The 24,760-nt window shown below is 56.1% G+C and carries 21 protein-coding genes, 5 tRNA genes and 5 pseudogenes; 18 read left to right on the top strand and 13 right to left on the bottom strand.

Annotated elements, in window-relative coordinates:
- Window positions 1-437 (top strand): Kae1-like domain-containing protein (locus tag GM30_RS26635; protein WP_476691227.1); only part of this gene is annotated, 437 nt, incomplete at its 5' end.
- Window positions 438-448: 11 nt separating this feature from the next.
- Here the strand turns inward: GM30_RS26635 and norW are convergent.
- A pseudogene (gene norW, locus GM30_RS19185) lies at window positions 449-1,553 on the bottom strand (NADH:flavorubredoxin reductase NorW).
- Complete coding sequence (norV, locus tag GM30_RS19180; RefSeq protein WP_049849918.1) at window positions 1,550-3,001, bottom strand: anaerobic nitric oxide reductase flavorubredoxin; 1,452 nt, start codon at window positions 2,999-3,001, stop codon at window positions 1,550-1,552. Before norV ends, norW begins: the two are co-directional and overlap by 4 nt.
- Window positions 3,002-3,188: 187 nt before the next feature.
- On the opposite strand from norV, the pseudogene GM30_RS19175 reads away from it, so the two are divergent.
- Window positions 3,189-4,414, top strand: a pseudogene (locus GM30_RS19175) (sigma 54-interacting transcriptional regulator); the annotation flags it as partial.
- Between the two features lie 6 nt (window positions 4,415-4,420).
- Here GM30_RS19175 and gutQ read toward each other — a convergent pair.
- The 7 genes and pseudogenes from gutQ to srlA form a co-directional block, all read right to left on the bottom strand.
- Window positions 4,421-5,354, bottom strand: a pseudogene (gutQ, locus tag GM30_RS19170) (arabinose-5-phosphate isomerase GutQ).
- A complete protein-coding gene (gene srlR, locus GM30_RS19165) occupies window positions 5,347-6,120 on the bottom strand; it encodes a glucitol operon DNA-binding transcriptional repressor SrlR (RefSeq protein WP_049849917.1) in 774 nt (257 codons plus the stop codon). The pseudogene gutQ and the gene srlR overlap by 8 nt, the downstream one beginning before the upstream one ends.
- 68 nt (window positions 6,121-6,188) lie before the next feature.
- Window positions 6,189-6,548, bottom strand: a complete 360-nt coding sequence (gene gutM, locus GM30_RS19160) for a transcriptional regulator GutM (RefSeq protein ID WP_049849916.1) — start codon at window positions 6,546-6,548, stop codon at window positions 6,189-6,191.
- 89 nt (window positions 6,549-6,637) lie between these two features.
- Window positions 6,638-7,417: a sorbitol-6-phosphate dehydrogenase gene (srlD, locus tag GM30_RS19155; protein ID WP_049849915.1), complete on the bottom strand. Its 780-nt coding sequence runs from the start codon at window positions 7,415-7,417 to the stop codon at window positions 6,638-6,640.
- Between the two features lie 17 nt (window positions 7,418-7,434).
- A complete protein-coding gene (gene srlB, locus GM30_RS19150) occupies window positions 7,435-7,797 on the bottom strand; it encodes a PTS glucitol/sorbitol transporter subunit IIA (RefSeq protein WP_049849914.1) in 363 nt (120 codons plus the stop codon).
- A gap of 12 nt (window positions 7,798-7,809) precedes the next feature.
- Window positions 7,810-8,784 (bottom strand): PTS glucitol/sorbitol transporter subunit IIB, encoded by a 975-nt coding sequence (srlE, locus tag GM30_RS19145; RefSeq protein WP_049849913.1) that lies wholly within the window; start codon window positions 8,782-8,784, stop codon window positions 7,810-7,812.
- Window positions 8,781-9,344, bottom strand: coding sequence for a PTS glucitol/sorbitol transporter subunit IIC (srlA, locus tag GM30_RS19140; protein WP_049849912.1), 564 nt, complete (start codon window positions 9,342-9,344; stop codon window positions 8,781-8,783). Before srlA ends, srlE begins: the two co-directional genes overlap by 4 nt.
- A gap of 226 nt (window positions 9,345-9,570) precedes the next feature.
- Here srlA and mltB point away from each other — a divergent pair, with 226 nt between their 5' ends.
- The 16 genes and pseudogenes from mltB (at window position 9,571) to luxS (ending at window position 20,923) form a co-directional block, all read left to right on the top strand.
- Window positions 9,571-10,653, top strand: coding sequence for a lytic murein transglycosylase B (mltB, locus tag GM30_RS19130; RefSeq protein WP_049849910.1), 1,083 nt, complete (start codon window positions 9,571-9,573; stop codon window positions 10,651-10,653).
- Between the two features lie 144 nt (window positions 10,654-10,797).
- A complete protein-coding gene (gene pncC / locus GM30_RS19125) occupies window positions 10,798-11,295 on the top strand; it encodes a nicotinamide-nucleotide amidase (RefSeq protein ID WP_049849909.1) in 498 nt (165 codons plus the stop codon).
- 85 nt (window positions 11,296-11,380) lie between these two features.
- Complete coding sequence (gene recA, locus GM30_RS19120; protein WP_049849908.1) at window positions 11,381-12,445, top strand: recombinase RecA; 1,065 nt, start codon at window positions 11,381-11,383, stop codon at window positions 12,443-12,445.
- 69 nt (window positions 12,446-12,514) lie between these two features.
- Window positions 12,515-13,015, top strand: a complete 501-nt coding sequence (gene recX, locus GM30_RS19115; RefSeq protein WP_049849907.1) for a recombination regulator RecX — start codon at window positions 12,515-12,517, stop codon at window positions 13,013-13,015.
- 132 nt (window positions 13,016-13,147) lie between these two features.
- A pseudogene (gene alaS, locus GM30_RS19110) lies at window positions 13,148-15,738 on the top strand (alanine--tRNA ligase).
- Window positions 15,739-15,975: 237 nt separating this feature from the next.
- Entirely contained in the window at window positions 15,976-16,161 is a 186-nt protein-coding gene (csrA, locus tag GM30_RS19105; RefSeq protein WP_000906486.1) for a carbon storage regulator CsrA, read from the top strand.
- A gap of 284 nt (window positions 16,162-16,445) precedes the next feature.
- Window positions 16,446-16,538: transfer RNA gene (locus GM30_RS19100), tRNA-Ser, on the top strand.
- A 4-nt stretch (window positions 16,539-16,542) separates the two neighbouring features.
- Window positions 16,543-16,619, top strand: a tRNA-Arg gene (locus tag GM30_RS19095).
- A gap of 31 nt (window positions 16,620-16,650) precedes the next feature.
- Window positions 16,651-16,727, top strand: a tRNA-Arg gene (locus GM30_RS19090).
- Window positions 16,728-16,758: 31 nt separating this feature from the next.
- A tRNA-Arg gene (locus tag GM30_RS19085) sits at window positions 16,759-16,835 on the top strand.
- 31 nt (window positions 16,836-16,866) lie between these two features.
- Window positions 16,867-16,943, top strand: a tRNA-Arg gene (locus GM30_RS19080).
- Between the two features lie 251 nt (window positions 16,944-17,194).
- Entirely contained in the window at window positions 17,195-17,509 is a 315-nt protein-coding gene (locus GM30_RS19075) for a BON domain-containing protein (RefSeq protein ID WP_049849906.1), read from the top strand.
- A gap of 120 nt (window positions 17,510-17,629) precedes the next feature.
- Window positions 17,630-18,196 (top strand): fructose-1-phosphate/6-phosphogluconate phosphatase, encoded by a 567-nt coding sequence (yqaB, locus tag GM30_RS19070; protein ID WP_049849905.1) that lies wholly within the window; start codon window positions 17,630-17,632, stop codon window positions 18,194-18,196.
- Window positions 18,193-18,621 (top strand): YqaA family protein, encoded by a 429-nt coding sequence (locus GM30_RS19065; protein ID WP_049849904.1) that lies wholly within the window; start codon window positions 18,193-18,195, stop codon window positions 18,619-18,621. Before yqaB ends, GM30_RS19065 begins: the two co-directional genes overlap by 4 nt.
- A gap of 78 nt (window positions 18,622-18,699) precedes the next feature.
- Window positions 18,700-20,256, top strand: coding sequence for a glutamate--cysteine ligase (gshA, locus tag GM30_RS19060; RefSeq protein WP_049849903.1), 1,557 nt, complete (start codon window positions 18,700-18,702; stop codon window positions 20,254-20,256).
- A 151-nt stretch (window positions 20,257-20,407) separates the two neighbouring features.
- Entirely contained in the window at window positions 20,408-20,923 is a 516-nt protein-coding gene (luxS, locus tag GM30_RS19055; RefSeq protein WP_049849902.1) for an S-ribosylhomocysteine lyase, read from the top strand.
- 53 nt (window positions 20,924-20,976) lie between these two features.
- Here the strand turns inward: luxS and emrB are convergent.
- The 4 genes and pseudogenes from emrB to ygaH all read right to left on the bottom strand — a co-directional run bounded on the left by emrB (window position 20,977) and on the right by ygaH (window position 24,757).
- A pseudogene (emrB, locus tag GM30_RS19050) lies at window positions 20,977-22,484 on the bottom strand (multidrug efflux MFS transporter permease subunit EmrB).
- 15 nt (window positions 22,485-22,499) lie between these two features.
- Complete coding sequence (gene emrA / locus GM30_RS19045) at window positions 22,500-23,672, bottom strand: multidrug efflux MFS transporter periplasmic adaptor subunit EmrA (protein WP_049849901.1); 1,173 nt, start codon at window positions 23,670-23,672, stop codon at window positions 22,500-22,502.
- Between the two features lie 128 nt (window positions 23,673-23,800).
- On the bottom strand, window positions 23,801-24,331 hold the full coding sequence (mprA, locus tag GM30_RS19040; RefSeq protein ID WP_049849900.1) for a transcriptional repressor MprA: 531 nt from the start codon (window positions 24,329-24,331) through the stop codon (window positions 23,801-23,803).
- A gap of 90 nt (window positions 24,332-24,421) precedes the next feature.
- Window positions 24,422-24,757 (bottom strand): L-valine transporter subunit YgaH, encoded by a 336-nt coding sequence (gene ygaH, locus GM30_RS26880; protein ID WP_202967012.1) that lies wholly within the window; start codon window positions 24,755-24,757, stop codon window positions 24,422-24,424.
- Between the last annotated feature and the right edge of the window lie 3 nt (window positions 24,758-24,760).

Genomic DNA, 24,760 nt, shown 5'->3' with positions numbered 1-24,760 from the left:
TCCCGGACTGGCAGCAGGAGCCGCAGTTACAGAAACTGCTGGGCTATAACTGGCCGGTGGTGGCACGGGCGATTGAAAAAGGCATTAACGCGCCGAAAGCGTCGTCCTGCGGGCGTTTGTTCGATGCGGTGGCCTGTGCGCTTGATTGCGCACCTGAAACACTGAGTTACGAAGGCGAGGCCGCCTGCCTGCTGGAAGCGCTGGCCGCAACGTGCAACGACGATGAACACNNGGGGCTGATGCGTTATCATGCGCAGCCCCGGGGTATTCAGACGCTGGTATTCAGCGGTGGCGTGATGCATAACCGCCTCCTGTGCGCGCGTCTGTCGCACTATCTTGCCGATTTCACACTGCTTTTCCCGTCGCGTTTACCGGCCGGGGACGGGGCGATCGCCTTCGGTCAGGCGGTGATCGCCGCCGCACGTCCTTGTGCGTGAGGGTAAGGGTTTTACAGTGACAATGCCTTTAGCAGTGCAAAAGCCTCTTTCATGCGGTCTTCGCTAACCACAAAGGCGCACAGTTTTTCTTCTGCATCGAGGCCTTTCGCCACCATGCCCTGCGCGTTGCTGACGATATTCCACGTCAGATCGGCGCGACGGGTATCGCCTGCCAGGTGCAGCGGCACGTCCGGTGTTTTGACTTTCACCAGCATGGGTGGCAGCGTCAACATTCCCGGCTGGCCGAGCAGGTTTTTCGCGAGGGTCATGGCGCTCAGTAGAATCGGTTGCAGGAACGGTAGCACCTGGCCGTTGATCTCTGCACAATCGCCCAGCGCAAAGATATCCGGGTGGCTGGTCTGCAACGCACTGTTGACCATCACGCCCTGATTGATGTGCAACCCGGCGTGGCGGGCAAGGGCGGTTTCCGGGCGCAGACCGGCGGCGGCAACCACCGCATCAACCTCAATCACCCGCTGGCGATCGAGCATGACGCGAATGCCGCTGGCAGTGTGCTCCAGCGCCTCCAGCTGGCTTTTCAGCAGCAAATGCACGCCCATCTCGGTCAGACGGTGCTGCAAACGGCTGCTGGCTTCCGGCGGCATCAGCGAGGCGAGCAGGCTGGCGGAGTTATCCACCACCGTGACCGCTTTCCCCGCGCGGCTGAAATCCATCGCCAGTTCAGAACNCCCCCCGCCGACGATCAGCACGCGTTTCGCGTCATTCAGCAGCGTTTGCGAGGCAGCGTACTCCTGCTGGCTGTTAAGCGTCAGCATCAGCTCGCGACCGGGAACCGGCGGAATATACGGCGTAGCGCCTGTCGCCAGTACCAGCTTGTCGAAGTGCCACTGCTTATCGCGGCATTTCACCACATGAGCGTCGGCGTCAATGCCGGTCACCCAGGTGTGCGGAAACAGCCGCAAATGATACTGCTCGGCGAAATCGCCCGCGGATTGTAGCGTCAGGTCGGCAGCGTGCATACCGCGGCTGATCACGTGGCTGATATCCGGTTTGTTGTATTCGTCCATGCTGTCAGCGGCAATCAGGGTCAGCGGGATGGCGGCATCCTGTTTGCGGATATNNGCCGGAGCCAATAATCACGATACCGTGGCTCATTTTGCCTCCGTTGCCAGCACGTCAAAGACCTCTTTGCCCAGTGAACATTCCGGGCACAGGAAATTGTCCGGCACGTCGCTCCACGGCGTGCCGGGCTGAACATCCTGATTCGGTTCGCCTTTTGCCGGATCGTAAATCCACTGGCAGACGCTGCACTGCATGGACGGACCGGGATCGGCCGCGGCGGCTGCGGCACAGGCGCAGGCTTCTGCAGCATCGGCGGTTGCGGCTTTCTCTGCGACCGGCAGCGGTGTAAGCGCCCACTGACGGGCGATGTCACGACCGTGCTGACGGCACACTTCCAGCGTGTCCTGATCCGGACGCCATTTGGCTTTCAGGCTCAGCGACATTTCAAAACCGGCGTCCTGCAAACGGGTGGAGAGACGGTCAACCGCGCCGCCGCTCCAGCCGTGTGAGCCGAAAGCGCTGGCGTGTTTATTACGAAAACGCAGGCCGGTCATCTCTTCCACCAGACCGGCGACCTTCGGCATCATCACATTGTTCATGGTGGAGGTGCCGACCAGCACGCCTTTGGAGCGGAACACGTTGGTCAGAATGTCGTTTTTATCGCTGCGGGAGACATTAAAGATTTTCACCGCCACGCGCGGATCGACGTCATTAATCCCCTGGGCGATAGCGTCAGCCATCATGCGGGTGTTATTGGACATGGTGTCGTAGAAAATGGTGATCCGGTCTTCCTGGTAATCCGCCGCCCATTTCAGGTACTGCTCGACGATTTGCGTCGGGTTATCACGCCACACCACGCCGTGCGAGGTGGCAATCATCTCTACCGGCAAGTTGAAACCGAGAATTTCGGTGATTTTCGGCGTCACCAGGCGGCTGAACGGCGTCAGGATGTTGGCGTAATAGCGCAGGCACTGTTCGTACAGTTCAGTCTGATCCACTTCATCGTTAAACAAGTGTTCGTCGCAGTAGTGCTGACCAAACGCGTCGTTGCTGAACAGCACTGCGTCGCCGGTCATGTAGGTCATCATGCTGTCCGGCCAGTGCAGCATCGGGGTTTCAACGAAGATCAACTGCTTGCCATTGCCGATATCCAGGCTGTCGCCGGTTTTGACGACATTAAAATTCCATTCCGGGTGATGATGGTGACCGGTGATGGAGTCGATGGCGTTGGCGGTGCAGTAAATCGGCGTGTCAGGAATACAGGCCATCAGCTCGGTCAGCGCCCCGGCGTGGTCTTCTTCCGCATGGTTGATGATGATGTAATCGATATCGGCGAGGTCGATTTCCGCCCGCAGGTTCTGCACGAATTCACGGCTGAATTTATGGTCAACGGTGTCGATCAGCACGTTTTTTTCTTCGCGGATCAAATAGCTGTTATAGCTGCTGCCTCTGAGCGTTTTGTATTCTGTTCCGTGGAAGTCGCGCACTTCCCAGTCACGTTGTCCAACCCAATGAATATTATTTTTTACATGAATAGCCATTACAACCTCAGTCAGTGATGCGATTTTTAAAAAAGATAAATGGCTATTATCAAATGCCGTGCCAGTTTTCTATTTTATTGATTTTTAGTGTTTTATTAATTTTTAAGTAAAATGATTTTGTCAAAATGACTATCAATGATTTAGTCAATATGACAACATGCATAGTCAAAATGACAACGAGGCGGGTATGAGTTTTTCCGTTGAAGTGCTGGCGAAAATCGCCATTGATTTGCAAAGCGATATCGGTCACCCGGATCGTTTCGCACGTCTTATCACCACGCTGCGCGAAGTGCTGGGCTGCGACGCTTCAGCGCTGCTGCGCTATGAAGCGCACCAGTTTATTCCGCTGGCCATCGACGGGCTGGCGAAGGACGTGTTGGGGCGGCGCTTTACCCTCGCAGGGCACCCGCGCCTCGAAGCCATTGCGCGTGCGGGCGATGTGGTGCGTTTCCCTGCCGACAGTGCGCTGCCTGATCCGTACGACGGGCTGATCCCCGGTCATGAAAGCCTGAAAGTGCACGCCTGTCTCGGGCTGCCGCTGTTTGCCGGGCAAAACCTGATTGGCGCACTGACGCTGGACGGCATGTCCGCAGATCAGTTCGACAGCTTCAGCGACGAAGCGCTGCGGCTGATTGCGGCACTGGTGTCCGGGGCGCTGAACAATGCGTTGCTGATTGCCCGTCTCGAAAGCCAGAACGTGCTGCCGGACGCCGCCATCAGCTACAGCGAGCCTGTGGCGCAGGAGATGATTGGTCTGTCCGACCGCATGGTACAACTGAAAAAAGAGATAGAGATTGTGGCGGCGTCCGATCTCAACGTGTTGATTGGCGGCGAAACCGGCACCGGTAAAGAACTGGTGGCGAAAGCGATCCACGAAGGCTCGCCGCGGGCAGCGAATCCGCTGGTCTATCTCAACTGTGCCGCGCTGCCGGAAAGCGTCGCCGAAAGCGAGTTGTTCGGCCACGTCAAAGGGGCGTTTACCGGCGCCATCAGCAACCGCAGCGGCAAGTTCGAAATGGCCGATAACGGCACGCTGTTCCTTGACGAGATTGGTGAGCTGTCGCTGGCGTTGCAGGCCAAGCTGCTGCGCGTGNNGAAGAGGTGCTGGCGGGGCGTTTTCGCGCCGATCTGTTCCATCGCCTGAGCGTGTTCCCGCTGTCGGTGCCGCCGCTGCGCGAGCGCGGTGACGATGTGGTGCTGCTGGCAGGCTATTTTTGCGAGCAGTGCCGGTTGCGGCTGGGGCTGTCGCAGGTGCTGCTCAGCGCCAGGGCGCGGGCGCGTTTGCTGGCCTACGGTTGGCCGGGCAACGTGCGCGAGCTGGAACATGCGATTCATCGCGCGGTAGTGCTGGCGCGCGCCACGCGGGCAGGAGACGAAGTGGTGCTGGAGCCGCACCANGAAGCGTCTGGGGATGAAGCCTTAGAGAATACCGGCCTGGTAGAAGTTTTGCAGGTTGATGGCGCCGCACAGCCGACCGTGCTCATCCACCACCGGCGCGGCGCTGATTTTGTGGCGCATCAGGATCTCTTTGGCGTCGATGGCACGCTCCTGCGCCTGTAACGTCACGCCGCCGGTGGTCATCGCCGTGTTCACCGCATCGTTGAGCGTGCCGCCTTTCACCAGCCAGCGGCGCAGGTCGCCGTCGGTGAATACGCCATCCACGCCGCCGTTTTCATTGCAGACGGCGACCAGACCCAGCCCGGTACGGCTCAGCTCCAGCATGGCGTCCATCACGCTGGCGTCGTTGCTGACTTGCGGCACCTCTTCGTTTTTACGCATCAGATGATGCACGTTGTTCAGCAGGCGCGCGCCGAGCGCCCCGGCCGGGTGCGAACGGGCAAAATCCTCTTCACTGAAACCGCGCGCCTGCATCACCGCCATCGCCAGCGCGTCGCCCAGCATCAGAGTGTTGACGGTGCTGGAGGTTGGCGCCAGGTGCATCGGACNCGCCCGCCGCCAGCGCCAGTGGCGACTGTGATTTGCCGGTCATCGCTAACAGCACCACGTTGCGCTCTTCAAGGCGGGGAATAATCAGTTCCAGCTCTTTCGCGCTGCCGGAATAGGAGATAAACAGCATCACGTCGCGGCTGTCGATCATCCCCAAATCGCCGTGCAGCGCTTCAGCGGGGTGAACAAAAAACGCTGGCGTGCCGGTGCTGGCGAAGGTGGCGGCGAGTTTTTTCCCGATGTGCCCGGATTTACCGATGCCGGAGACAATCAGCTTGCCTTTGCAGTTGATGATAGTTTCCGCCGCGCGGACGAAGCTTTCGTCGAGGCGATCCGGGAGTCGGCTGGCTTCCTGCAGTTCCAGTAACAGGGTCTGACGCCCGGCGTTCAGCAGAAAATTACTCATGAGATTCTCCGGTAATAATGACTTCAATGCCCTTCGCTTCGAGGGCGTCGCGAAACGCCGGATCGATACCGGCGTCGGTGATAATTTTGTCGACGGTCTCCAGACCGCAGACGATGTTCGGGCTCTTGCGACCAAACTTGGAGGAGTCGGCCATCAGGATCACTTCGCGGGCCGCGTTGCACATCGCTTTGCTGACCGTGAACACCTCGTTAAAGGTGGTGACCCCTGCGTTTAAATCAAGACCGTCGGTGCCCATAAACAGCTTGTCGAAACTGAACTGCTCGAAGGCGTTTTCCGCCAGCTGACCGTGGAACGAGGCCGATTTTTTACGGAAGGTGCCGCCCGGCATCAGGATCGTCTGCTCGTTATCAAACTCCGCCAGCGCGTTGACGATATGCAGACTGTTGGTCATCACCGTGATATTGCTGAAGCGGTTGAGAAGCGGGACCATCTGCAGCACGGTGCTGCCCGCGTCGAGAATAATGGAATCACCATCGTGAATGAAACGCACCGCCGTGTCGGCGATCAGCGCTTTTTTGTGGGTATTGATCAGCGTTTTGTGATCAATGGGTGGATCGGCTTCATCTTTATTGAGCACGACGCCCCCGTAGGTGCGAATAACCGTGCCGGCATGTTCGAGAGCCACCAGATCCTTGCGAATGGTGGTGCCTGTGGTGTCAAAGTGCTGCGCCAGCTCTTCAACCGAACATTTTCCCTGCGCCTGCAGATGCTCGATGATCGCTGCCTGGCGCTGACGTGGTTTCATAAGCGTTGGTATCCTGCGTTCAGATTTCACAATGATAATTTCGCAAGATAGAAACGTTCGAAACGAAATTATCCATGTTTCAATTTAAGCGCTAATGATAGTGCATTCTGACAGAGCGGATCATGGGGAAAGATCACATCAGGCTGTAATTCCTTGAGCGGTTTTCCTTCCAGCCCGGCAATTTTTTGCGGTCGGGCAAAGACGGTTAAGCCTCGCATTATCAATGTATCGGCGACGTTGTCGTTATTATCCAGCGCGATCGCCACCACAACGCGAGGTTTGAAGCGTCCGCCAGAACGACCCACACCCACGCGACCCTGCTGGCAAAGCTTATCGAAGGCGCGATTAAAGCGGTGGATCTGCCAGCCGCCTAAGGCCATTTGTAAAAGCCAGGCGATGACGGCCACCGCGACCAGTGCTGAAACCATTTTGGCTCCTTAGCCGGGTGGCGGCTGCGCCTTACCCGGCCTACGGTTTTTTGTAGCCCCGGTAAGCGCAGCGCCACCGGGGAATGGACTCAGAACATCACCTGACCGCCGGTGATATTGATCGACTGTCCGGTGCAATACGACGCACCCGGGCTTGCGTAGAATAACAAGACATTCAACACGTCCTGGTAATCGCAGCCGCGCTTGAGCGGCACTTTGTCGATGTAATACTGCTCGACTTCGTCGGCGGCGATACCCAGTTTCTGCGCATACTGCGGCAGCAGCGACTGGAACATCGGCGATTTCAACAGATTGCCCAGCATCAGCGAATGAACGGTAATCCCGTATTCCGCCAGATCCAGCGCCAGTGACTGCGTCAGCCCGACGCCGCCAAACTTCGCGGCGCTGTATCCGGAGTTGTGTTTGCTGCCCACCTTGCCGGATTTCGAGTTGATCTGAATGATCCTGCCGGCGATGCCGTCGCGGATCATCAGACTGGAAAACTCGCGGGCACAGAGGAAGTAGCCCACCAGATTCACCTGCAACGACCGGTCAAAATCTCCTAACGTAAAGTCGCTGATAAACGCGGCTTTTGCGATCCCTGCGCTGTAGATAAGCAAATCAACGCGACCGAAAATATCATCTACTCCGCGGGAGAGCGCCTGGACGCTGGCTTCGCTGGTGGCATCCGCGCCAAAACCGTACGCCATTCCCTCGCCATATTGCGTGTTAATTTCCTCTGCAACGTGGTTGGCTTTTTCACTCTGAATATCCACCACCGCGACACGATAACCCTCAGCAGCAAGCCCGTGGCACAAAAACGCGCCTAATGTTTGTCCTCCACCGATGACAACGGCAACCTGACTCATCTCTTTCTCCTTACAACTTAAGCTAAAAATTTCAGAACGCAGCCCGGCGCGATAGCGACCGGAACCGGACCGGCAACGTGGACGGTGCCCGGAAACTCCGCCGTCGTTTGCCCGTCAAAGCGCAGCGTGATGTGGCCCAGCTCGCGCAGATTTTGTTCAGCGACGTCACCCACCGCAGTGACCGGATAGCAATGCTCACCCAGTTCCAGTGCCGCCCCGGCATGCAGCGAGCCGGACAGCTCGCCATGACAGTGGATAAAGCAGTACTCCTCGATATCGGCAGGCGCTCCCTCGCGAAAGGTGATTAGCATGCTGTCTTCCAGCGCCAGACACGCGCTGGCACCAATTTGGGTAATCGTGGTCTGGTAAATGACAGTCATTTTCGGAACCTCTTATTGATAAATAAATCCGGAAACAAACCAGGCAATCAGTACGGTTGGCGCACCGGTCAGGAAGCGGCTGACCAGCACAGAGGGCACGCCCACACGCACGGTCTCCTGACGCGCTTCGGCCAGCGACAGCCCAACAGGGATGAAGTCGCACGCCGCCTGGGCGTTAATCGCAAACAGCGCCGGCAGTGCCAGATGCGGCGGGATATTGCCCTGACCAATTTGCACGCCAATCAGCACGCCGATAACCTGCGCAATGACCGCGCCTGGGCCGAGGAAAGGTGACAGCAGCGGGAACGAGCAGATCAGCGCCAGCGTCACCAGACCCAGCGGATGGCTGGCGAGCGGCGCGAGTCCGTGCGCAATCCAGTCGCCAAGCCCTGAGGCCATGATGATCCCGATAAGCGCCGAGACGAAGGCCATAAAGGGAAGAATGGTTTTCAGCACCGTGTCGATGGTGTCGCGTCCGGCCTGGAACAACACTGCCACCGCCGACCCCATTCCCATTCCGACTTTGGCCAGCAGGCCATCGCTCTGCTCGGTGATTTTTTTACTGGCATCATAGTCGCGCGGCGCGGCTTTGGCGGCGGGCTGGGATGCCTGTTGTGGCGCGTCGCCACTGATGCGAATGTTCTCTTCTTTTACACCGGAGACATAAATGTCTTCAGTGATGTACTGCGCCAGCGGGCCGGATTTGCCGGTGGCGTGAATATTGATGGTTGGAATACGACGCTTCGGATACAGCCCGCAGCGCAGGGTGCCGCCGCAGTCGATGATCGCCACGCCGATGTCGTTTTCCGGCGGCTCGCCCTCTTTAAATCCGTCAACCGCCTGCCAGCCGGTCAGCTCCGCCAGCCGGTCAACGATGGCCGGACGCGTCCCTGCGGTGATGTAGACAATCTTTTTACCGTCGATGACGTCCAGTTCCAGCGGGCCACCCCAGCCGCTTGTGCCTTTCTCTATACGAATGCGCGTCATGATGTTGCCCCTGTTAAATGCACTTTCTGCTCAAGCTCAATGGCCATCTTTTTCTCAAAGATCGAGGTGGTCAGGTCGGTGACCCAGCCGCGGAAGAAGTTCGTCACCAGACCAACCAGCAGATAGCTGACGGCCAGCGGGCCGAGCGGCAACCCGAGCGTGGTCAGGCCGCTGGCGATGCCGAGATAGACAAACAGTTCGCCGGGGTTGATATGTGGGAATAAACCGTTCATGGAGTGGCAGCTGTAGGAGGCTGCGGCGTAGTAGCTGGGCTTGTATTTTTCCGGCATAAAGCGGCCAAGGCTCAGCGTCATTGGGTTACAGAACACAAAGGTGCCGATGCAGGGCAGCAACAAATAGCGGCTAACCGGATTTCCCGCACACTTTTGCGCCAGCTTTTCGATTCGGTGTTGACCGATAAAGTTGATCAATGCGTTCATGATCACCAGCAGGCTGATCAGCAGCGGCAGGATCCCGGTCACCATCCCGGTGAAGACTTCCCCGCCTTTCTGAAACAGCCCGATGAACCATTCGGCACCATGGGTAATGGTTTCTATCATTCTTATCTCCTTCAGAGGTTTTATTTTTCAGCTCGTGAGCCATTTTAATCACTTTGAAAGATTTAAAAGTGTTATTGTGATCTCAAAATGAAAGATAAATCTTTTAAATTGAAAGATTGTTAGGGAGGAAGAAAATTTAGCGCGTCGGGGAAGTACTGCTTCCTTGTCGCCGGTGGGATGCTTTACCATACTCATTTCTTGCCGAAATTTGTTGAATGGATATCCCATGTTGAAGCGTCGTTTCCTGGCTTTGCTCCCCCTTACCGTCCTGATCGCTGCCTGCAGCAGTTCACCGAAAACCGCCGCCCCGAAAACGGCAAACGCGACCGCGCCATCCGGCGGTTTTTTGCTGGAACCACAGCACAATGTGATGGTGATGAGCGGCGATTTTGCCAACAACCCGGCGGCGGAGCAGTTCATCGATAAGATGGTGAACAAGCACGGTTTCAACCGGGAACAGCTGCACGAAATATTGTCGCAGGCCAAACGCCTCGATTACGTGCTGCGCCTGATGGACCGCCAGGCGCCAACGGCGCAGGTACCGACCGGGCCAAATGGCGCGTGGTTGCGCTACCGTAAGCAGTTCATTACGCCGGATAACGTGCAAAACGGCGTGGCGTTCTGGGATCAGTATCAGGATGCGCTCAACCGTGCCTGGCAGGTTTACGGCGTGCCGCCGGAAATCATCGTCGGTATTATCGGTGTTGAAACTCGCTGGGGACGCATCATGGGCAAAACCCGCATCCTCGACGCGCTGGCGACGCTCTCCTTTAATTATCCGCGTCGTGCGGAATACTTTTCCGGCGAGCTGGAAACCTTCCTGTTGATGGCGCGTGATGAACAGGACGATCCGTTAGATCTGAAAGGCTCGTTTGCCGGGGCGATGGGCTACGGCCAGTTTATGCCGTCGTCCTACAAGCAGTACGCGGTGGATTTCAATGGCGATGGCCACATCAATTTGTGGGATCCGGAAGATGCCATCGGTAGCGTAGCAAACTACTTCAAACAGCACGGCTGGGTGGCGGGCGATACCGTAGCGGTTCCGGCAATGGGCCAGGCACCGGGGCTGGAAAACGGCTTCAAAACCAATTACAACGTGGCGCAACTGACGGCGGTGGGGTTATCGCCCACGCAGTCGCTGGGGAACCATCAGCAGGCGAGCCTGCTGCGTCTCGACGTTGGCACCGGCTATGAGTACTGGTACGGCCTGCCAAACTTCTACACCATTACCCGCTATAACCACAGCACGCATTATGCGATGGCCGTCTGGCAACTGGGTCAGGCCGTGGCACTGGCGCGCGTACGGTAATCATCCTGTGCCCTTCCTGACTGGCGGGAAGGGCGTTGGCGACGATTTTTCTGAAGCCTCCTCGTAAAATCTTCACCTCATCCCCATCTTCGTGTGGAAAGTGGTATCGTGAGGCTCCTCATTATTGGCTATTCGGGGTGATGCATGACCGATCAAGAATTGATGCAACTGAGCGAGCGGATTGGGCTGGCGCTGAAGGCGCAAGGGGCCACGGTCACCACGGCGGAATCCTGTACCGGCGGCTGGATTGCGAAAGTGATTACCGATATCGCGGGGAGTTCCGCCTGGTTTGAGCGCAGCTTTGTCACCTACAGTAATGAAGCTAAAGAGCAAATGATTGGCGTGCGCGGTGCAACGCTGGAAGCGCACGGCGCCGTCAGCGAGCCGGTGGTGGTGGAAATGGCCATTGGTGCCCTGCGGGCGGCGAGAGCCACGTATGCTATCTCGGTCAGCGGCATTGCCGGGCCGGATGGCGGCAGCGAAGCAAAACCGGTGGGCACCGTCTGGTTTGGTTTCGCCTGTGCTAACGGACAGGGGATAACGAGCTGTGAACACTTTACGGGTGACCGCGACGCGGTGCGCCGTCAGGCCACCGCCTATGCGTTAAATACCCTCTGGCAACAATTTCTACAAAATACTTGATACTGTATGATTGTACAGTATAATTGCTTCAACAAAACAGAGTTTACCCGGTAACACCCGGCATGAAAGCATGACAGGAGTAATAATGGCTATCGACGAAAACAAACAGAAAGCGTTGGCGGCAGCACTGGGCCAGATCGAAAAACAATTCGGTAAAGGCTCCATCATGCGCCTGGGTGAAGACCGCTCTATGGATGTGGAAACCATCCCGACCGGTTCGCTTTCTCTGGATATTGCACTGGGCGCAGGCGGTCTGCCAATGGGCCGTATCGTCGAAATCTACGGGCCGGAATCTTCCGGTAAAACCACGCTGACGCTGCAGGTGATTGCCGCTGCACAGCGCGAAGGCAAAACCTGTGCCTTTATCGACGCGGAACACGCACTGGACCCGATCTACGCCCGTAAGCTGGGTGTTGATATCGACAACCTGCTGTGCTCCCAGCCGGACACCGGCGAGCAGGCCCTGGAAATCTGTGACGCGCTGGCGCGTTCCGGTGCGGTCGACGTTATCGTCGTTGACTCCGTCGCGGCGCTGACGCCGAAAGCGGAAATCGAAGGCGAAATCGGTGACTCTCACATGGGCCTCGCGGCACGTATGATGAGCCAGGCGATGCGTAAGCTGGCCGGTAACCTGAAACAGTCCAACACGCTGCTGATCTTCATCAACCAGATCCGTATGAAAATTGGTGTGATGTTCGGTAACCCGGAAACCACCACTGGCGGTAATGCGCTGAAATTCTACGCCTCTGTGCGTCTGGATATCCGCCGTATCGGTGCGGTGAAAGAGGGTGACAACGTCATCGGTAGCGAAACCCGCGTGAAGGTAGTGAAAAACAAAATCGCGGCACCGTTTAAACAGGCTGAATTCCAGATCCTCTACGGTGAAGGCATTAACTTCTTCGGCGAGCTGGTTGACCTGGGCGTGAAAGAGAAGCTCATCGAGAAAGCCGGTGCCTGGTACAGCTACAACGGCGACAAAATCGGTCAGGGTAAAGCGAACGCCATTAGCTGGCTGAAAGAGAACCCGGCTGCGGCGAAAGAGATCGAGAAGAAAGTGCGCGAGCTGCTGCTCAGCAACCAGACTTCCACGCCGGATTTCGCCGTTGATGCCAGCGGTGAAGGCGTAGAAGAAACCAACGAAGATTTCTAATCACGTTGTAAAAAGAGAAAGGGCTGCTGATGCGGCCCTTTTGTTTTTTTCTCATTTACGGATTTTATGATGTCTGATTCTACGGGCCGCCGCTCTGCCTATGCCCGCTTGCTGGACAGAGCCGTGCGAATTCTGGCGATGCGCGACCACGGTGAACAAGAACTGCGCCGTAAACTGGCTGCGCCTGTCATGACAAAAAATGGCCCTGAAGAGACGGACGCGACGCCGGACGACATCGAAAACGTTATTAACTGGTGCAAAGAAAGCCATTATCTTGACGATGCGCGCTTTGCCCGCCAGTTCATCAGCAGCCGTAGCCGTAAAGGTTATGGTCCGTCACGCATTCGCCAGGAACTGAATCAAAAAGGGATAACGCGCGAAATCAGTGAATCAGCTATGCGTGAATGTGATATAGACTGGGCTGAAAAAGCGCGCGAGCAGGCGGTGAGAAAATACGGTGAACCGCTGCCGACGGAATTTGCGATAAAAGTAAAAGTGCAGCGATTTTTGCTTTATCGGGGGTATCTGATGGAAGATATCCAGGAAATCTGGCGAAATTTTGCAGATTGACCCCATCGGGGATTTTACTTCCCTTTAAAGAAAACTTATCTTATTCCCACTTTTTTCCGTCAGGACGCTGACCCGCTCAAAAAGTGGTCAACCGGCACCGGCGCAATTCGTTAGCTTGATTTCAGGATAATTATGAGCAAGAGCACCGCTGAGATCCGTCAGGCGTTTCTCGATTTTTTCCATAGCAAGGGACACCAGGTTGTTGCCAGCAGCTCCCTGGTGCCGAACAACGACCCGACCCTGCTGTTTACCAACGCCGGGATGAACCAGTTCAAGGACGTGTTCCTTGGTCTCGACAAACGTAATTATTCCCGCGCGACCACCGCGCAGCGTTGCGTGCGTGCGGGCGGTAAACACAACGACCTGGAAAACGTCGGCTACACTGCACGTCACCATACCTTCTTCGAAATGCTGGGCAACTTCAGCTTCGGCGATTACTTCAAACACGACGCCATCAATTACGCATGGGAATTGTTAACCGGTGAAAACTGGTTCAACCTGCCGAAAGATCGCCTGTGGGTCACCGTCTACGAAACCGACGATGAAGCCTTTGAGATCTGGGCAAATGAAGTCGGCGTTCCGCGTGAACGTATTATTCGCATCGGCGACAACAAAGGCGCGCCGTATGCCTCTGACAACTTCTGGCAGATGGGCGATACCGGCCCGTGCGGCCCGTGCACCGAAATTTTCTTCGACCACGGCGACCACATCTGGGGTGGGCCTCCGGGCAGCCCGGAAGAAGATGGTGACCGCTACATTGAGATCTGGAACATCGTCTTCATGCAGTTCAACCGTCAGGCCGACGGCACCATGGAACCGCTGCCGAAACCGTCCGTTGATACCGGGATGGGGCTGGAGCGTATTGCGGCCGTGCTGCAGCATGTGAACTCTAACTATGAAATCGATCTGTTCAGCAAGCTGATTCAGTCCGTTGCGCGCGTTACGGGGGCGACCGATCTCAGCAATAAATCGCTGCGCGTTATCGCTGACCATATCCGTTCCTGTGCGTTCCTGATTGCCGATGGTGTGATCCCGTCGAATGAAAACCGTGGCTACGTGCTACGTCGCATCATTCGTCGCGCGATTCGTCACGGGAATATGCTGGGCGCGAAGGATACCTTCTTCTACAAACTGGTGGCGCCGCTGATTGAGGTCATGGGCTCTGCCGGTGAAGACCTGAAACGCCAGCAGGCGCAGGTTGAGCAGGTGCTGAAAACGGAAGAAGAGCAGTTTGCCCGTACGCTGGAACGCGGACTGGCGCTGCTTGACGAAGAACTGGCGAAACTGAAGGGCGACACGCTGGATGGCGAAACCGCTTTCCGTCTGTACGACACTTACGGTTTCCCGGTGGACCTGACTGCTGACGTGTGCCGCGAGCGTAACATCAAAGTTGACGAAGCGGGCTTTGAAGCCGCGATGGAAGCGCAGCGCCGTCGTGCGCGCGAATCCAGCGGTTTTGGCGCGGACTATAACGCGATGATTCGCGTTGACGGTTCGTCAGAATTCAAAGGTTACGATCATCTTGAGCTGAACGGCAAAGTGACGGCGCTGTTTATCGACGGTAAAGCCGTGGATAGCATCAGCGCGGGTCAGGACGCGGTAGTCGTGCTCGATCAAACCCCGTTCTATGCGGAGTCCGGCGGCCAGGTGGGAGATAAAGGCGAGCTGAAAGGCGCAGGCTTTACCTTCACCGTCAGCGATACGCAGAAGTACGGCCAGGCCATCGGTCATCTCGGCACGCTGGCAACCGGTTCGCTGAAAGTGGGCGATGCGGTACAGGCTGACGTCGATGAAGCGCGTCGTGCCCGTATCCGCCTGAACCACTCCGCCACGCACCTGATGCATGCCGCGCTGCGCGACGTGCTGGGTACGCATGTGGCGCAGAAAGGCTCGCTGGTGAACGACAAAGCGCTTCGCTTTGACTTCTCCCATTTCGAAGCCATGAAACCGGAAGAGATCCGCCGCGTGGAAGATCTGGTCAACGCCCAGATCCGCCGCAACCTGCCGATCGAAACCCATATCATGGATCTCGAAGCCGCGAAAGCGAAGGGCGCTATGGCGCTGTTCGGCGAGAAATATGACGATCGNGGGGGGGGCCCCCCCCCAGCCGTACCGGTGATATCGGGCTTTTCCGTATCACTTCCGAATCGGGTACTGCCGCAGGCGTTCGTCGCATTGAGGCGGTTACCGGTGAGGGTGCTATGGCTAACCTGCATGCGGAAAGCGATCTTCTAAGTGAAGTGGCGCAACTGCTGAAGGGCGACAGCCATAATCTGACTGACAAAGTACGCTCCGTCATGGAACGCACCCGTCAGCTGGAAAAAGAGTTGCAGCAGATGAAGGATCAGGCTGCGGCGCAGGAGAGTGCAAACCTCTCCAGTAAAGCCATAGATATCAACGGTGTGAAGCTGCTGGTTAGTGAGTTGTCCGACGTTGAACCGAAAATGCTGCGTACGATGGTTGACGATCTGAAAAACCAGTTGGGTTCCACGATTATCGTTCTGGCGACAGTGGCTGAGGGTAAGGTTTCTCTGATTGCGGGCGTGTCGAAAGATGTTACCGACCGTGTCAAAGCAGGCGAACTGATTGGTATGGTTGCCCAGCAGGTAGGCGGGAAGGGGGGCGGACGTCCGGATATGGCTCAGGCCGGTGGTACCGACGCGGCTGCACTCCCGGCAGCTCTGGCCAGTGTCAAAGACTGGGTGAGCACAAAACTGCAATAACTATAAACGCTTGCAGGCGCCAAAACTCAGGGGTTGCGGCGTCTTGCTATGCGGTATCGATAACGATAAAGTCAGGTTGAAATTGTGTATATCGGCTAAACTTACGTTTAACAGAATGTGATGCCATGACTGCTTACGCGCTCGCGCGTTTGTCATCGCTTACTTTTTGGCGTTATATGATGGATAATGCCGGGATACAGAGAGACCCGACTCTTTTAATCTTTCAAGGAGCAAAGAATGCTGATTCTGACTCGTCGAGTTGGTGAGACCCTCATGATTGGAGATGAGGTCACCGTGACAGTTTTAGGGGTTAAGGGTAACCAGGTACGCATCGGCGTAAACGCCCCTAAAGAAGTCTCTGTTCATCGTGAAGAAATCTACCAGCGTATCCAGGCTGAAAAATCCCAGCAGTCCAGTTACTAAGGTTTTTGCGTCTCACTGTGTGGTGAGACGCAACCCACGATTTACCCCTTCTTTCATCGCGTGTAATCCCTCCTTCCGCCGCTCTGACATTGCAGTGCTGAAGCCGGTTGACTGTTGATAAAACACCCTTTTTGCCGTTTTTGCAGGCTAATTGCGCGTGAAGTGTGCAAACGATGAAAGGTTCGGAAAAATTGTTTGACTTATAAGTCTCAGAAAGTAATATGTGCGCCACGCAGCGACGATGAGCTTAAACAAGTTCTTCGAAGCACTCGTAAGAGGCGTGTGGTGAGGTGGCCGAGAGGCTGAAGGCGCTCCCCTGCTAAGGGAGTATGCGGTCAAAAGCTGCATCCGGGGTTCGAATCCCCGCCTCACCGCCATTTTGCATCCGTAGCTCAGCTGGATAGAGTACTCGGCTACGAACCGAGCGGTCGGAGGTTCGAATCCTCCCGGATGCACCATATTTCTGAAGTATTATGTACGTCTCCTGATGCATCCGTAGCTCAGCTGGATAGAGTACTCGGCTACGAACCGAGCGGTCAGAGGTTCGAATCCTCTCGGATGCACCATCTTCTTGAAGTAACATGTACGTCTCCTGATGCATCCGTAGCTCAGCTGGATAGAGTACTCGGCTACGAACCGAGCGGTCAGAGGTTCGAATCCTCTCGGATGCACCATCTTATTGAAGTAACATGCACGTTTCCCGATGCATCCGTAGCTCAGCTGGATAGAGTACTCGGCTACGAACCGAGCGGTCGGAGGTTCGAATCCTCCCGGATGCACCATCTTCTCCTGGCTAACAGCGATACTGTTGTTATATGGTCTGCGGAATACCCGCAAGCACCAGGGAGGATAACGTTGCGTAAGCAACGGCCCGCAGGGCGAGGCGCAGCCAAGTCATCCTCCCGGATGCACCCTCTCTCTTATTGAAATTTTCTCTCCCGATAACTCCCTGTTTCCTATTGGCAAATTTGCTGCTTTCCGGCTAGTTTATATTTGTCATTAATACGTTTGCGGGTAGCAAGGAGAATATTCCATGAAAGGTTTCAAAGCATTGGCTGCGTTTGGCGTGGCGGCGCTGGTTGCGATTTCTCTGTCCGGCTGCGCAGGCTCTTCCACGAAGGAAAGCACAGGCGGCTACATTGACGATACGGTCGTGACCACCAAAGTGAAATCTGCGCTGTTCGGCGACAAAGCGATAAAATCCAGCCAAATCAGCGTTGAGACATTCAAAGGGCGCGTACAGCTGAGCGGTTTTGTCAATTCCGAAGCTGATGCGAAACGCGCCGTAGACGTAACGCGTAAAGTCCCGGGCGTCCGTGTCGTTGAAAATGACCTGCGGATCCGCTAAATCAGGCACCATTCCTCAAAAGGCACCGCAAGGTGCCTTTATCGTATCCCGATCCGGCGGGCGACAAAAAACGCCTTTTGCGATAAAGTAACGTTTTGATATTCGGTTTGTGAGGACGCAATGTACGAACGTTATGCAGGGCTGATTTTCGACATGGACGGCACGATTCTGGACACCGAACCCACCCATCGTAAAGCGTGGCATGAGGTGCTGGGCCGTTACGGGATCCGCTTTGACGAACAATCCATCATTGCGCTGAATGGGTCGCCTACCTGGCGCATCGCGCAGGCCATTATCGAACTGAACCAGGCCGATCTCGATCCTCACGCGTTGGCCCGCGAAAAAACAGACATGGTAAAAATCATGCTGCTGGACTCCGTGCAGCCGTTGCCGCTGATTGATGTCGTCAAAGCGTGGCACGGGCGTCGCCCGATGTCCGTTGGTACCGGCAGCGAAAGCGCGGTTGCCGAGGCGCTGCTGGCGCATCTTGGGTTACGCCGCTATTTTTCAGCCGTCGTCGCGGCCGATCACGTCCAGCATCATAAGCCTGCCCCGGATACCTTCCTGCTGTGCGCTGAGCGCATGGGCGTTGAGCCTGCAAAATGTATCGTGTTTGAAGACGCTGACTTCGGTATACAGGCCGCGGCAAGCGCAGGCATGGACGTTGTGGATGTTCGTCTGTTGTGAGTGATAGCCTGTCGCTCCTTTCACTGTTTGCCAGCAGTTTTCTCAGTGCGACATTGCTGCCCGGCAACTCTGAAGTGGTGCTGGTCGCGTTGTTGCTTTCCGGGACCAGTAAACCCTGGCTTCTGGTGTTAATAGCAACAATAGGTAATAGCGCTGGAGGGGCAACTAACGTTATTCTTGGTCGCCTGTTTCCGTTGCGTAAGTCGTCGCGGTGGCAGGAAAAAGCGGCGGGATGGCTAAAGCGTTACGGCGCAGTCGCGCTGCTGTTGAGCTGGATGCCTGTTATGGGCGATTTGCTGTGCCTGCTGGCGGGATGGATGCGCATTCCCTGGCGGCCGGTACTCTTTTTTTTATGCCTTGGAAAAGCGTTGCGCTATGTCGTCGTGGCAGCGGCAACAATCCAGGGGATGATGTGGTGGCAGTAATTGCTTTTTTGGTGACCTTTCATCGTCCACCATTACAATTATGCTTAATAAAACGATTTTGACAGGCGGGAGGTCAATTTGATCCCGGACGTATCACAGGCGCTGGCCTGGCTGGAAAACCATCCTCAGGCGTTAAAAGGGATCCAGCGTGGTCTTGAGCGCGAAACGCTGCGTGTGAATGCAGACGGCACGCTGGCAACTACCGGACATCCGGAAGCGTTAGGCTCGGCGTTAACGCATAAATGGATTACCACCGATTTCGCCGAAGCGTTGCTGGAATTTATTACGCCGGTGGATGGCGATATCGACCATATGCTGACGTTTATGCGCGACCTGCATCGTCAGACGGCGCGTCATCTGGGCGAAGAGCGGATGTGGCCGCTGAGTATGCCATGCTACATCGCACCCGGTCAGGATATCGAACTGGCGCAGTACGGCACCTCGAATATGGGGCGACTGAAAACGCTTTATCGCGAAGGACTGAAAAACCGCTACGGCGCGCTGATGCAGACCATTTCCGGCGTGCATTACAACTTCTCGTTGCCGATGGCGTTCTGGAAAGCGAAATGCGGCATTGATGATGCCGACAGCGGCAAAGAAGCCATTTCTGCAGGTTATTTCCGCCTGATCCGCAACTATTACCGCTTCGGCTGGGTGATCCCGTACCTGTTTGGCGCGTCACCGGCGATCTGCGCCTCTTTCCTGCAGGGCAAACCCACCACGCTGCCGTTTGAGAAAACCGACTGCGGCATGTACTACCTGCCGTATGCGACCTCGCTGCGCCTGAGCGATCTCGGCTATACCAATAAATCGCAAAGCAATCTCGGAATTACGTTTAACGATCTGCACGAGTATGTGGCAGGATTGAAGCGCGCGATCAAAACCCCGTCGGAAGAGTACGCGAAAATTGGTCTGCAGAAAGACGGTAAGTATCTGCAAATCAACAGCAATATTCTGCAGATTGAAAACGAACTGTATGCGCCAATCCGCCCGAAACGCGTAACCCGCAGCGGCGAAACGCCGTCGGATGCGCTGCTGCGCGGCGGCATCGAATATATCGAAGTGCGTTCGTTAGACATCAACCCGTTCTCGCCGATTGGCGTTGACGAGCAGCAGGTGCGTTTCCTCGATCTGTTTATGGTCTGGTGCGTGCTGGCGGATGCGCCGGAGATGAGCAGCGACGAGCTGCTGTGTACCCGAACTAACTGGAATCGGGTGATCCTCGAAGGCCGCAAACCGGGGCTGACGCTGGGTATCGGCTGTGAAACCGCACAGTTCCCGCTGCCACAGGTGGGCAAAGATCTGTTCCGCGATCTCAAGCGCGTGGCGCAGACGCTGGACGGTATCGATGGCGGCAATGCCTATCAAACCGTATGCGATGAACTGGTCGCCAGTTTTGATAATCCTGAATTAACTTTCTCAGCACGCATTCTGCGTTCTATGATTGATGAAGGTATCGGTGGAACCGGAAGGGCGTTGGGGGATGCGTATCGTAATCTGTTACGTGAAGAGCCGCTGGAAATCCTGACAGAAGCGGAGTTTGACGCAGAGCGCAGTGCATCACTGGTGCGCCAGCGTGAAGCGGAAGCGGCGGACAGCGAGCCATTCTCAGCAGTGGTTGCGCGACACGCGTGACAGAAAAGAAAAAGGCCACATCAATGTGGCCAAACTTTCATCTCTGAATACAGGGATGATGATAACAAATGCGCGTCTTTCATATACTCAGACTTGCTCCACCAGAAAGAGTTCATTTTATTTTAAAAAAAATCACTGTCGGAGGTGACGAATGCCATTACTAGATAGTTTCACTGTCGACCATACCCGAATGGAAGCACCTGCAGTCCGCGTCGCAAAGAACATGCATACCCCGCACGGCGATGACATCACCGTCTTCGACCTGCGCTTCTGCGTACCGAATAAAGAAGTGATGCCGGAAAAAGGGATCCACACTCTGGAGCACCTGTTCGCCGGTTTTATGCGTAATCACCTCAACGGCAACGGCGTTGAAATCATTGATATCTCCCCGATGGGCTGCCGCACCGGTTTTTATATGAGCCTGATTGGCACGCCGGATGAGCAGCGCGTTGCCGATGCCTGGAAAGCCGCTATGGCCGATGTGCTGAAAGTGAAAGATCAGAACCAGATCCCGGAACTGAACGTGTATCAGTGCGGCACGTACACCATGCACTCGCTGGACGAAGCGCAGGACATCGCGCGTCACATCATCGAGCGCGGCGTTCGCGTGAACAGCAACGAAGAGCTGGCGCTGCCGAAAGAGAAGCTGCAGGAACTGCACATCTAGTTTCATTTCCTGACGCCAAAAAAAAGCCAGTTCAACATGAACTGGCTTTTTTGTTAGTGGGCACCGCCTCCACCACCGCCTGCGCCGAATGGCGGTCGGGCGAACCACACCAGACCCAGCAGAATGAGGAAGATTCCGGCGGAGAACCAGAAAATCTCGTTCGCCGAGATAATCAGCCCCTGATTGGTGATCTGCTGCGCTATCCACCCGGACGCCTGCTGCTGCGACATTCCCATCCCTTGCAACTGATCGTACGTCTGCTGCGCGTTCGGGTTGAACGGGTTCACCGATTCCGAGAGCTGTGCGTGATGCATCGCTTCACGGTTGGTCCACATGGTGGTGGTGATCGACGTGCCGNNAAGTCCGACAGACTCGACGCCGCTGCCAGTCGTTCCGGCGGCAGACCCGACAGCGTAATGGTGGTCAGCGGCATAAAGAAGCAGGCCACCGCAAAGCCCTGAATAAACTGCGGCCACGCGGAGGCGCCGAAATCCATTCCTGGCTCGAACGTATACGCGCGCCAGTAGAAGCACACGGCATACATAATGAAGCTGAAGGTGACCAGCCGTCGCATGTCGAGCTTATGGGCGAAGCGCCCGATAATCGGTGACAGCAGCACCGGGATCACCCCGACCGGCGCAGACGCCAGCCCGGCCCAGGTGGCGGTATAACCATACACCTCCTGCAACAGCTGCGGCAGCAGAACGATGGCGCCGAAGTAGAGCATATAGGCGAGGCTGATACACAAACAGCCGATGGTAAAGTTTCGCGACTTGAAGAGCGAGAGATCGACGATCGGGTTTTCGTCCGTCAGCTCCCAGACCACCAGGAAGCTTATCGCCACCACTGCCACCACGGTCAGCACCACCACTTCGGTGGAGTTAAACCAGTCCAGCTCTTTACCGCGGTCGAGCATNCTGCCGATACCCACCACCAGCAGCGCCAGACCAATCCCGTCAATCCGCCGTTGTTCCGTACGGGTTTCGCGACCGCGCAGGGTTTGCAGGGTCATCAATACCACGACCAGACCAATCGGCACGTTGATGAAGAAGATCCAGCCCCAGTGATAGTTATCGCTGATGTAACCACCGAGGATCGGGCCGCAGATTGGCGCCACGATAACGGTCATTGACCACAGCGCCAGCGCAATGGAGCGCTTGGCGGGCGGATAGTTACTTAACAGCAGACTCTGTGACAACGGGATCAGCGGCCCGGCGACGACACCCTGAATGACGCGGAAGAAAATCAGCATCGTCAGGCTGTTCGAAACGCCACAGGCCCAGGAGGCAATCACGAAGGCGACGGTGGACCACAAAAACAGTTTCACTTCGCCGACGCGCTTCGCCAGCCAGCCGGTAATCGGAATGGAGATCGCATTCGCCACCCCGAAAGAGGTGATGACCCAGGTTCCCTGGCTCAGCGACGAGCCAAGGTTACCGGCGATGGTAGGGATCGCCACGTTAGCAATGGTGGAGTCCAGCACCTGCATGAAAGTCGCCAGCGACAGCGCAATGGTCATAATGACCAGCTGCGCGCCCTCCAGCGGTTTTTGCTGTTGCATTACACTCACCCCGGATTAGTTAGCGTTCGCCTGGACGATGTCGTTGATCTCTTTATTCACCGGATCGAGGCTGATTTCGCGGGCGTTGCTTTCATAAACCGGACTCGTGCGGACCTGGCTTGCCAGCATCTGACCGTCGCGGTTGGAGGTATCCACTTCCACCAGCGTCGACAGACCAATACGCAGCGGGTGATCGGCGAGCTGTTTTGCATCCAGCTCAACACGTACCGGCAGACGCTGAACCACTTTGATCCAGTTACCGGTGGCGTTCTGCGCCGGCAGCAGAGAGAAGGCGCTACCGGTCCCCATGTCCAGCCCCACCACTTTACCGGTGTATTTCACGTCATCACCGTAAATATCGCTGATCACGGTGACGGGCTGGCCAATGCGCATATGCGCCAGCTGCGTCTCTTTGAAGTTTGCATCGACCCACAGATCGCTTGCCGGCACCACCGCCATCAGCGGCGTGGTCGGGCTGATCTGTGCGCCAGGCTGCACGGCGCGGCGGGACACGTAACCGGTCATCGGGCTGACGATCTTCGTACGCTGCAGGGCAAGCCAGGCGTTACGAACATCGGTCGCCGCCTGTTGAACGGCAGGCTGTTCTTCCAGTTTTGTCGCCAGCACCATCGCCTGATTGGCGTTGTACTGCTGAATCGCCACGTCCAGTTCGGCCTGCGCGCTGGCGACGGCATCACGGGCGTGTTGCAGTTCTTCGCGGCCGATCAGGTTTGCGCTGCCGAGCGGGATACGACGGTTAAGGTCGGTCTGCGCCTGAGCCAGAGCGGTTTTTTTGACGTCGATGTTCGCCTGCAACTGCTTGCTGTTGATCATCAACTGACGGGTCTGGCGAACGCTGGACGCCAGCTGCGTTTTGGCTTTTTCATAAGCCTGCTGCGCATCGGTGGGATCCAGGCTGACCAGCACGTCGCCTTTCTGTACAAAATCGGTGTTGTCAGCCCAGACTTTCGTCACGCTGCCAGACACCTGCGCCATAATCTGAACCTGATTTCCCGCCACGTAGGCGTCGTCAGTTTCTTCATAATGGCGAAGGACCAGGAACCAATAAATGCCATAGGCCACGGCAATAATAATAAAGAGCAAAGTCAGCAGCAGAAGGGCACCTTTACGTTTACCTTTTTTGCTGGCAGGTTGCTGCGGGGTTTGCATCTCCGCATTAGCGCTCATTGTATATCTCCACGATCTTCTTATTTCACATCGGCTGTGCCGACCTGTTTATCAGAAAGGCCAGCAGTGTTGACCTGCTGGCCAGTCGGTTTCTTTTTTTGAATCAGGATAGGTGAGCGATCCCTGGCTTAACGAAGGGCCTCTAAAACGGCGCCATCTTCATCCATTTGGTCAAGGCGAGTCAGTAACTTACGGGTGATGTGCTCAAGCTGATCTTTCTCGGCGGTTGTCAGCGAGGACCAGAGTTGATGCAGGCAGTGGTGTTGCGGAGGAAGCACCTCGCGCAGGAACTGGTGACCTTTCTCGGTCAGTTGCAGGTGCAGGCAACGGCGATCGTTGTCGCTTTCGCGACGCTCGATCCAGCCACGTTTTTCCAGTTCATCGGCGATACGGGTTGCGTTGGTACGGGATGAGCCCAGCGCGCAGCTCAGCTCAGACGGCTGAATGCTGTGGTTTTCCTGAGACTCAAGCGTAATCAGCGCCATAAACAACGTCTCGTTAATCCCCTGAGCTTTCAGCATCTTATTGCGATTTTCCAGCAGTTTGCCCTGCATATGCATGCTTAAACGGGTAAGGAGGATTTCCTGGTAGGGGAAGTCTTCATGACGGCTGGCGCGGAATTTTAGCATTTGTTCAATGGGCGTGAACGAACTATCCATTTGGGTATAACCTCATTAATTGCAGCCGATATAGTAACGATAGTGACAAATAAAGTAAATGAATTAATCGTGCGGTTTCATTAACCAAAACTATAAAACGGCGAAATATTTCCACGCCAGCCCATAGGCCAGCGCGCTAAGTAGTACAGGGAAAATAATGCTGCGGGTCTTCCAGAAACTGATGCCCAGCACGGCAAATCCGATCAACGTCGGCAACAGGCGACGGGCATCTGTCATCACTTCCGGCGCGGTAGACACCACCAGCAGCGCGCAAATCGAGGCGATGCCGATGGTATCCAGCAGCACGCCGACCGGGCCCCGGTGCGACGGATGATGATGCCCGGCTCGCAGGCGTAACGGCAGATAGCGGAAGAGATAGTTAACGCACCCCACCAGCAGGCCAAGGAACAGAACATCAGTGCTCATTGA

Source organism: Trabulsiella odontotermitis (assembly GCF_001188485.1).
In the GTDB taxonomy this organism is placed as follows: Bacteria; Pseudomonadota; Gammaproteobacteria; order Enterobacterales; family Enterobacteriaceae; genus Trabulsiella; species Trabulsiella odontotermitis_A.
The sequence above is the reverse complement of the archived record's forward strand: the minus strand, read 5'-3'. Positions and strand labels throughout refer to the sequence as shown.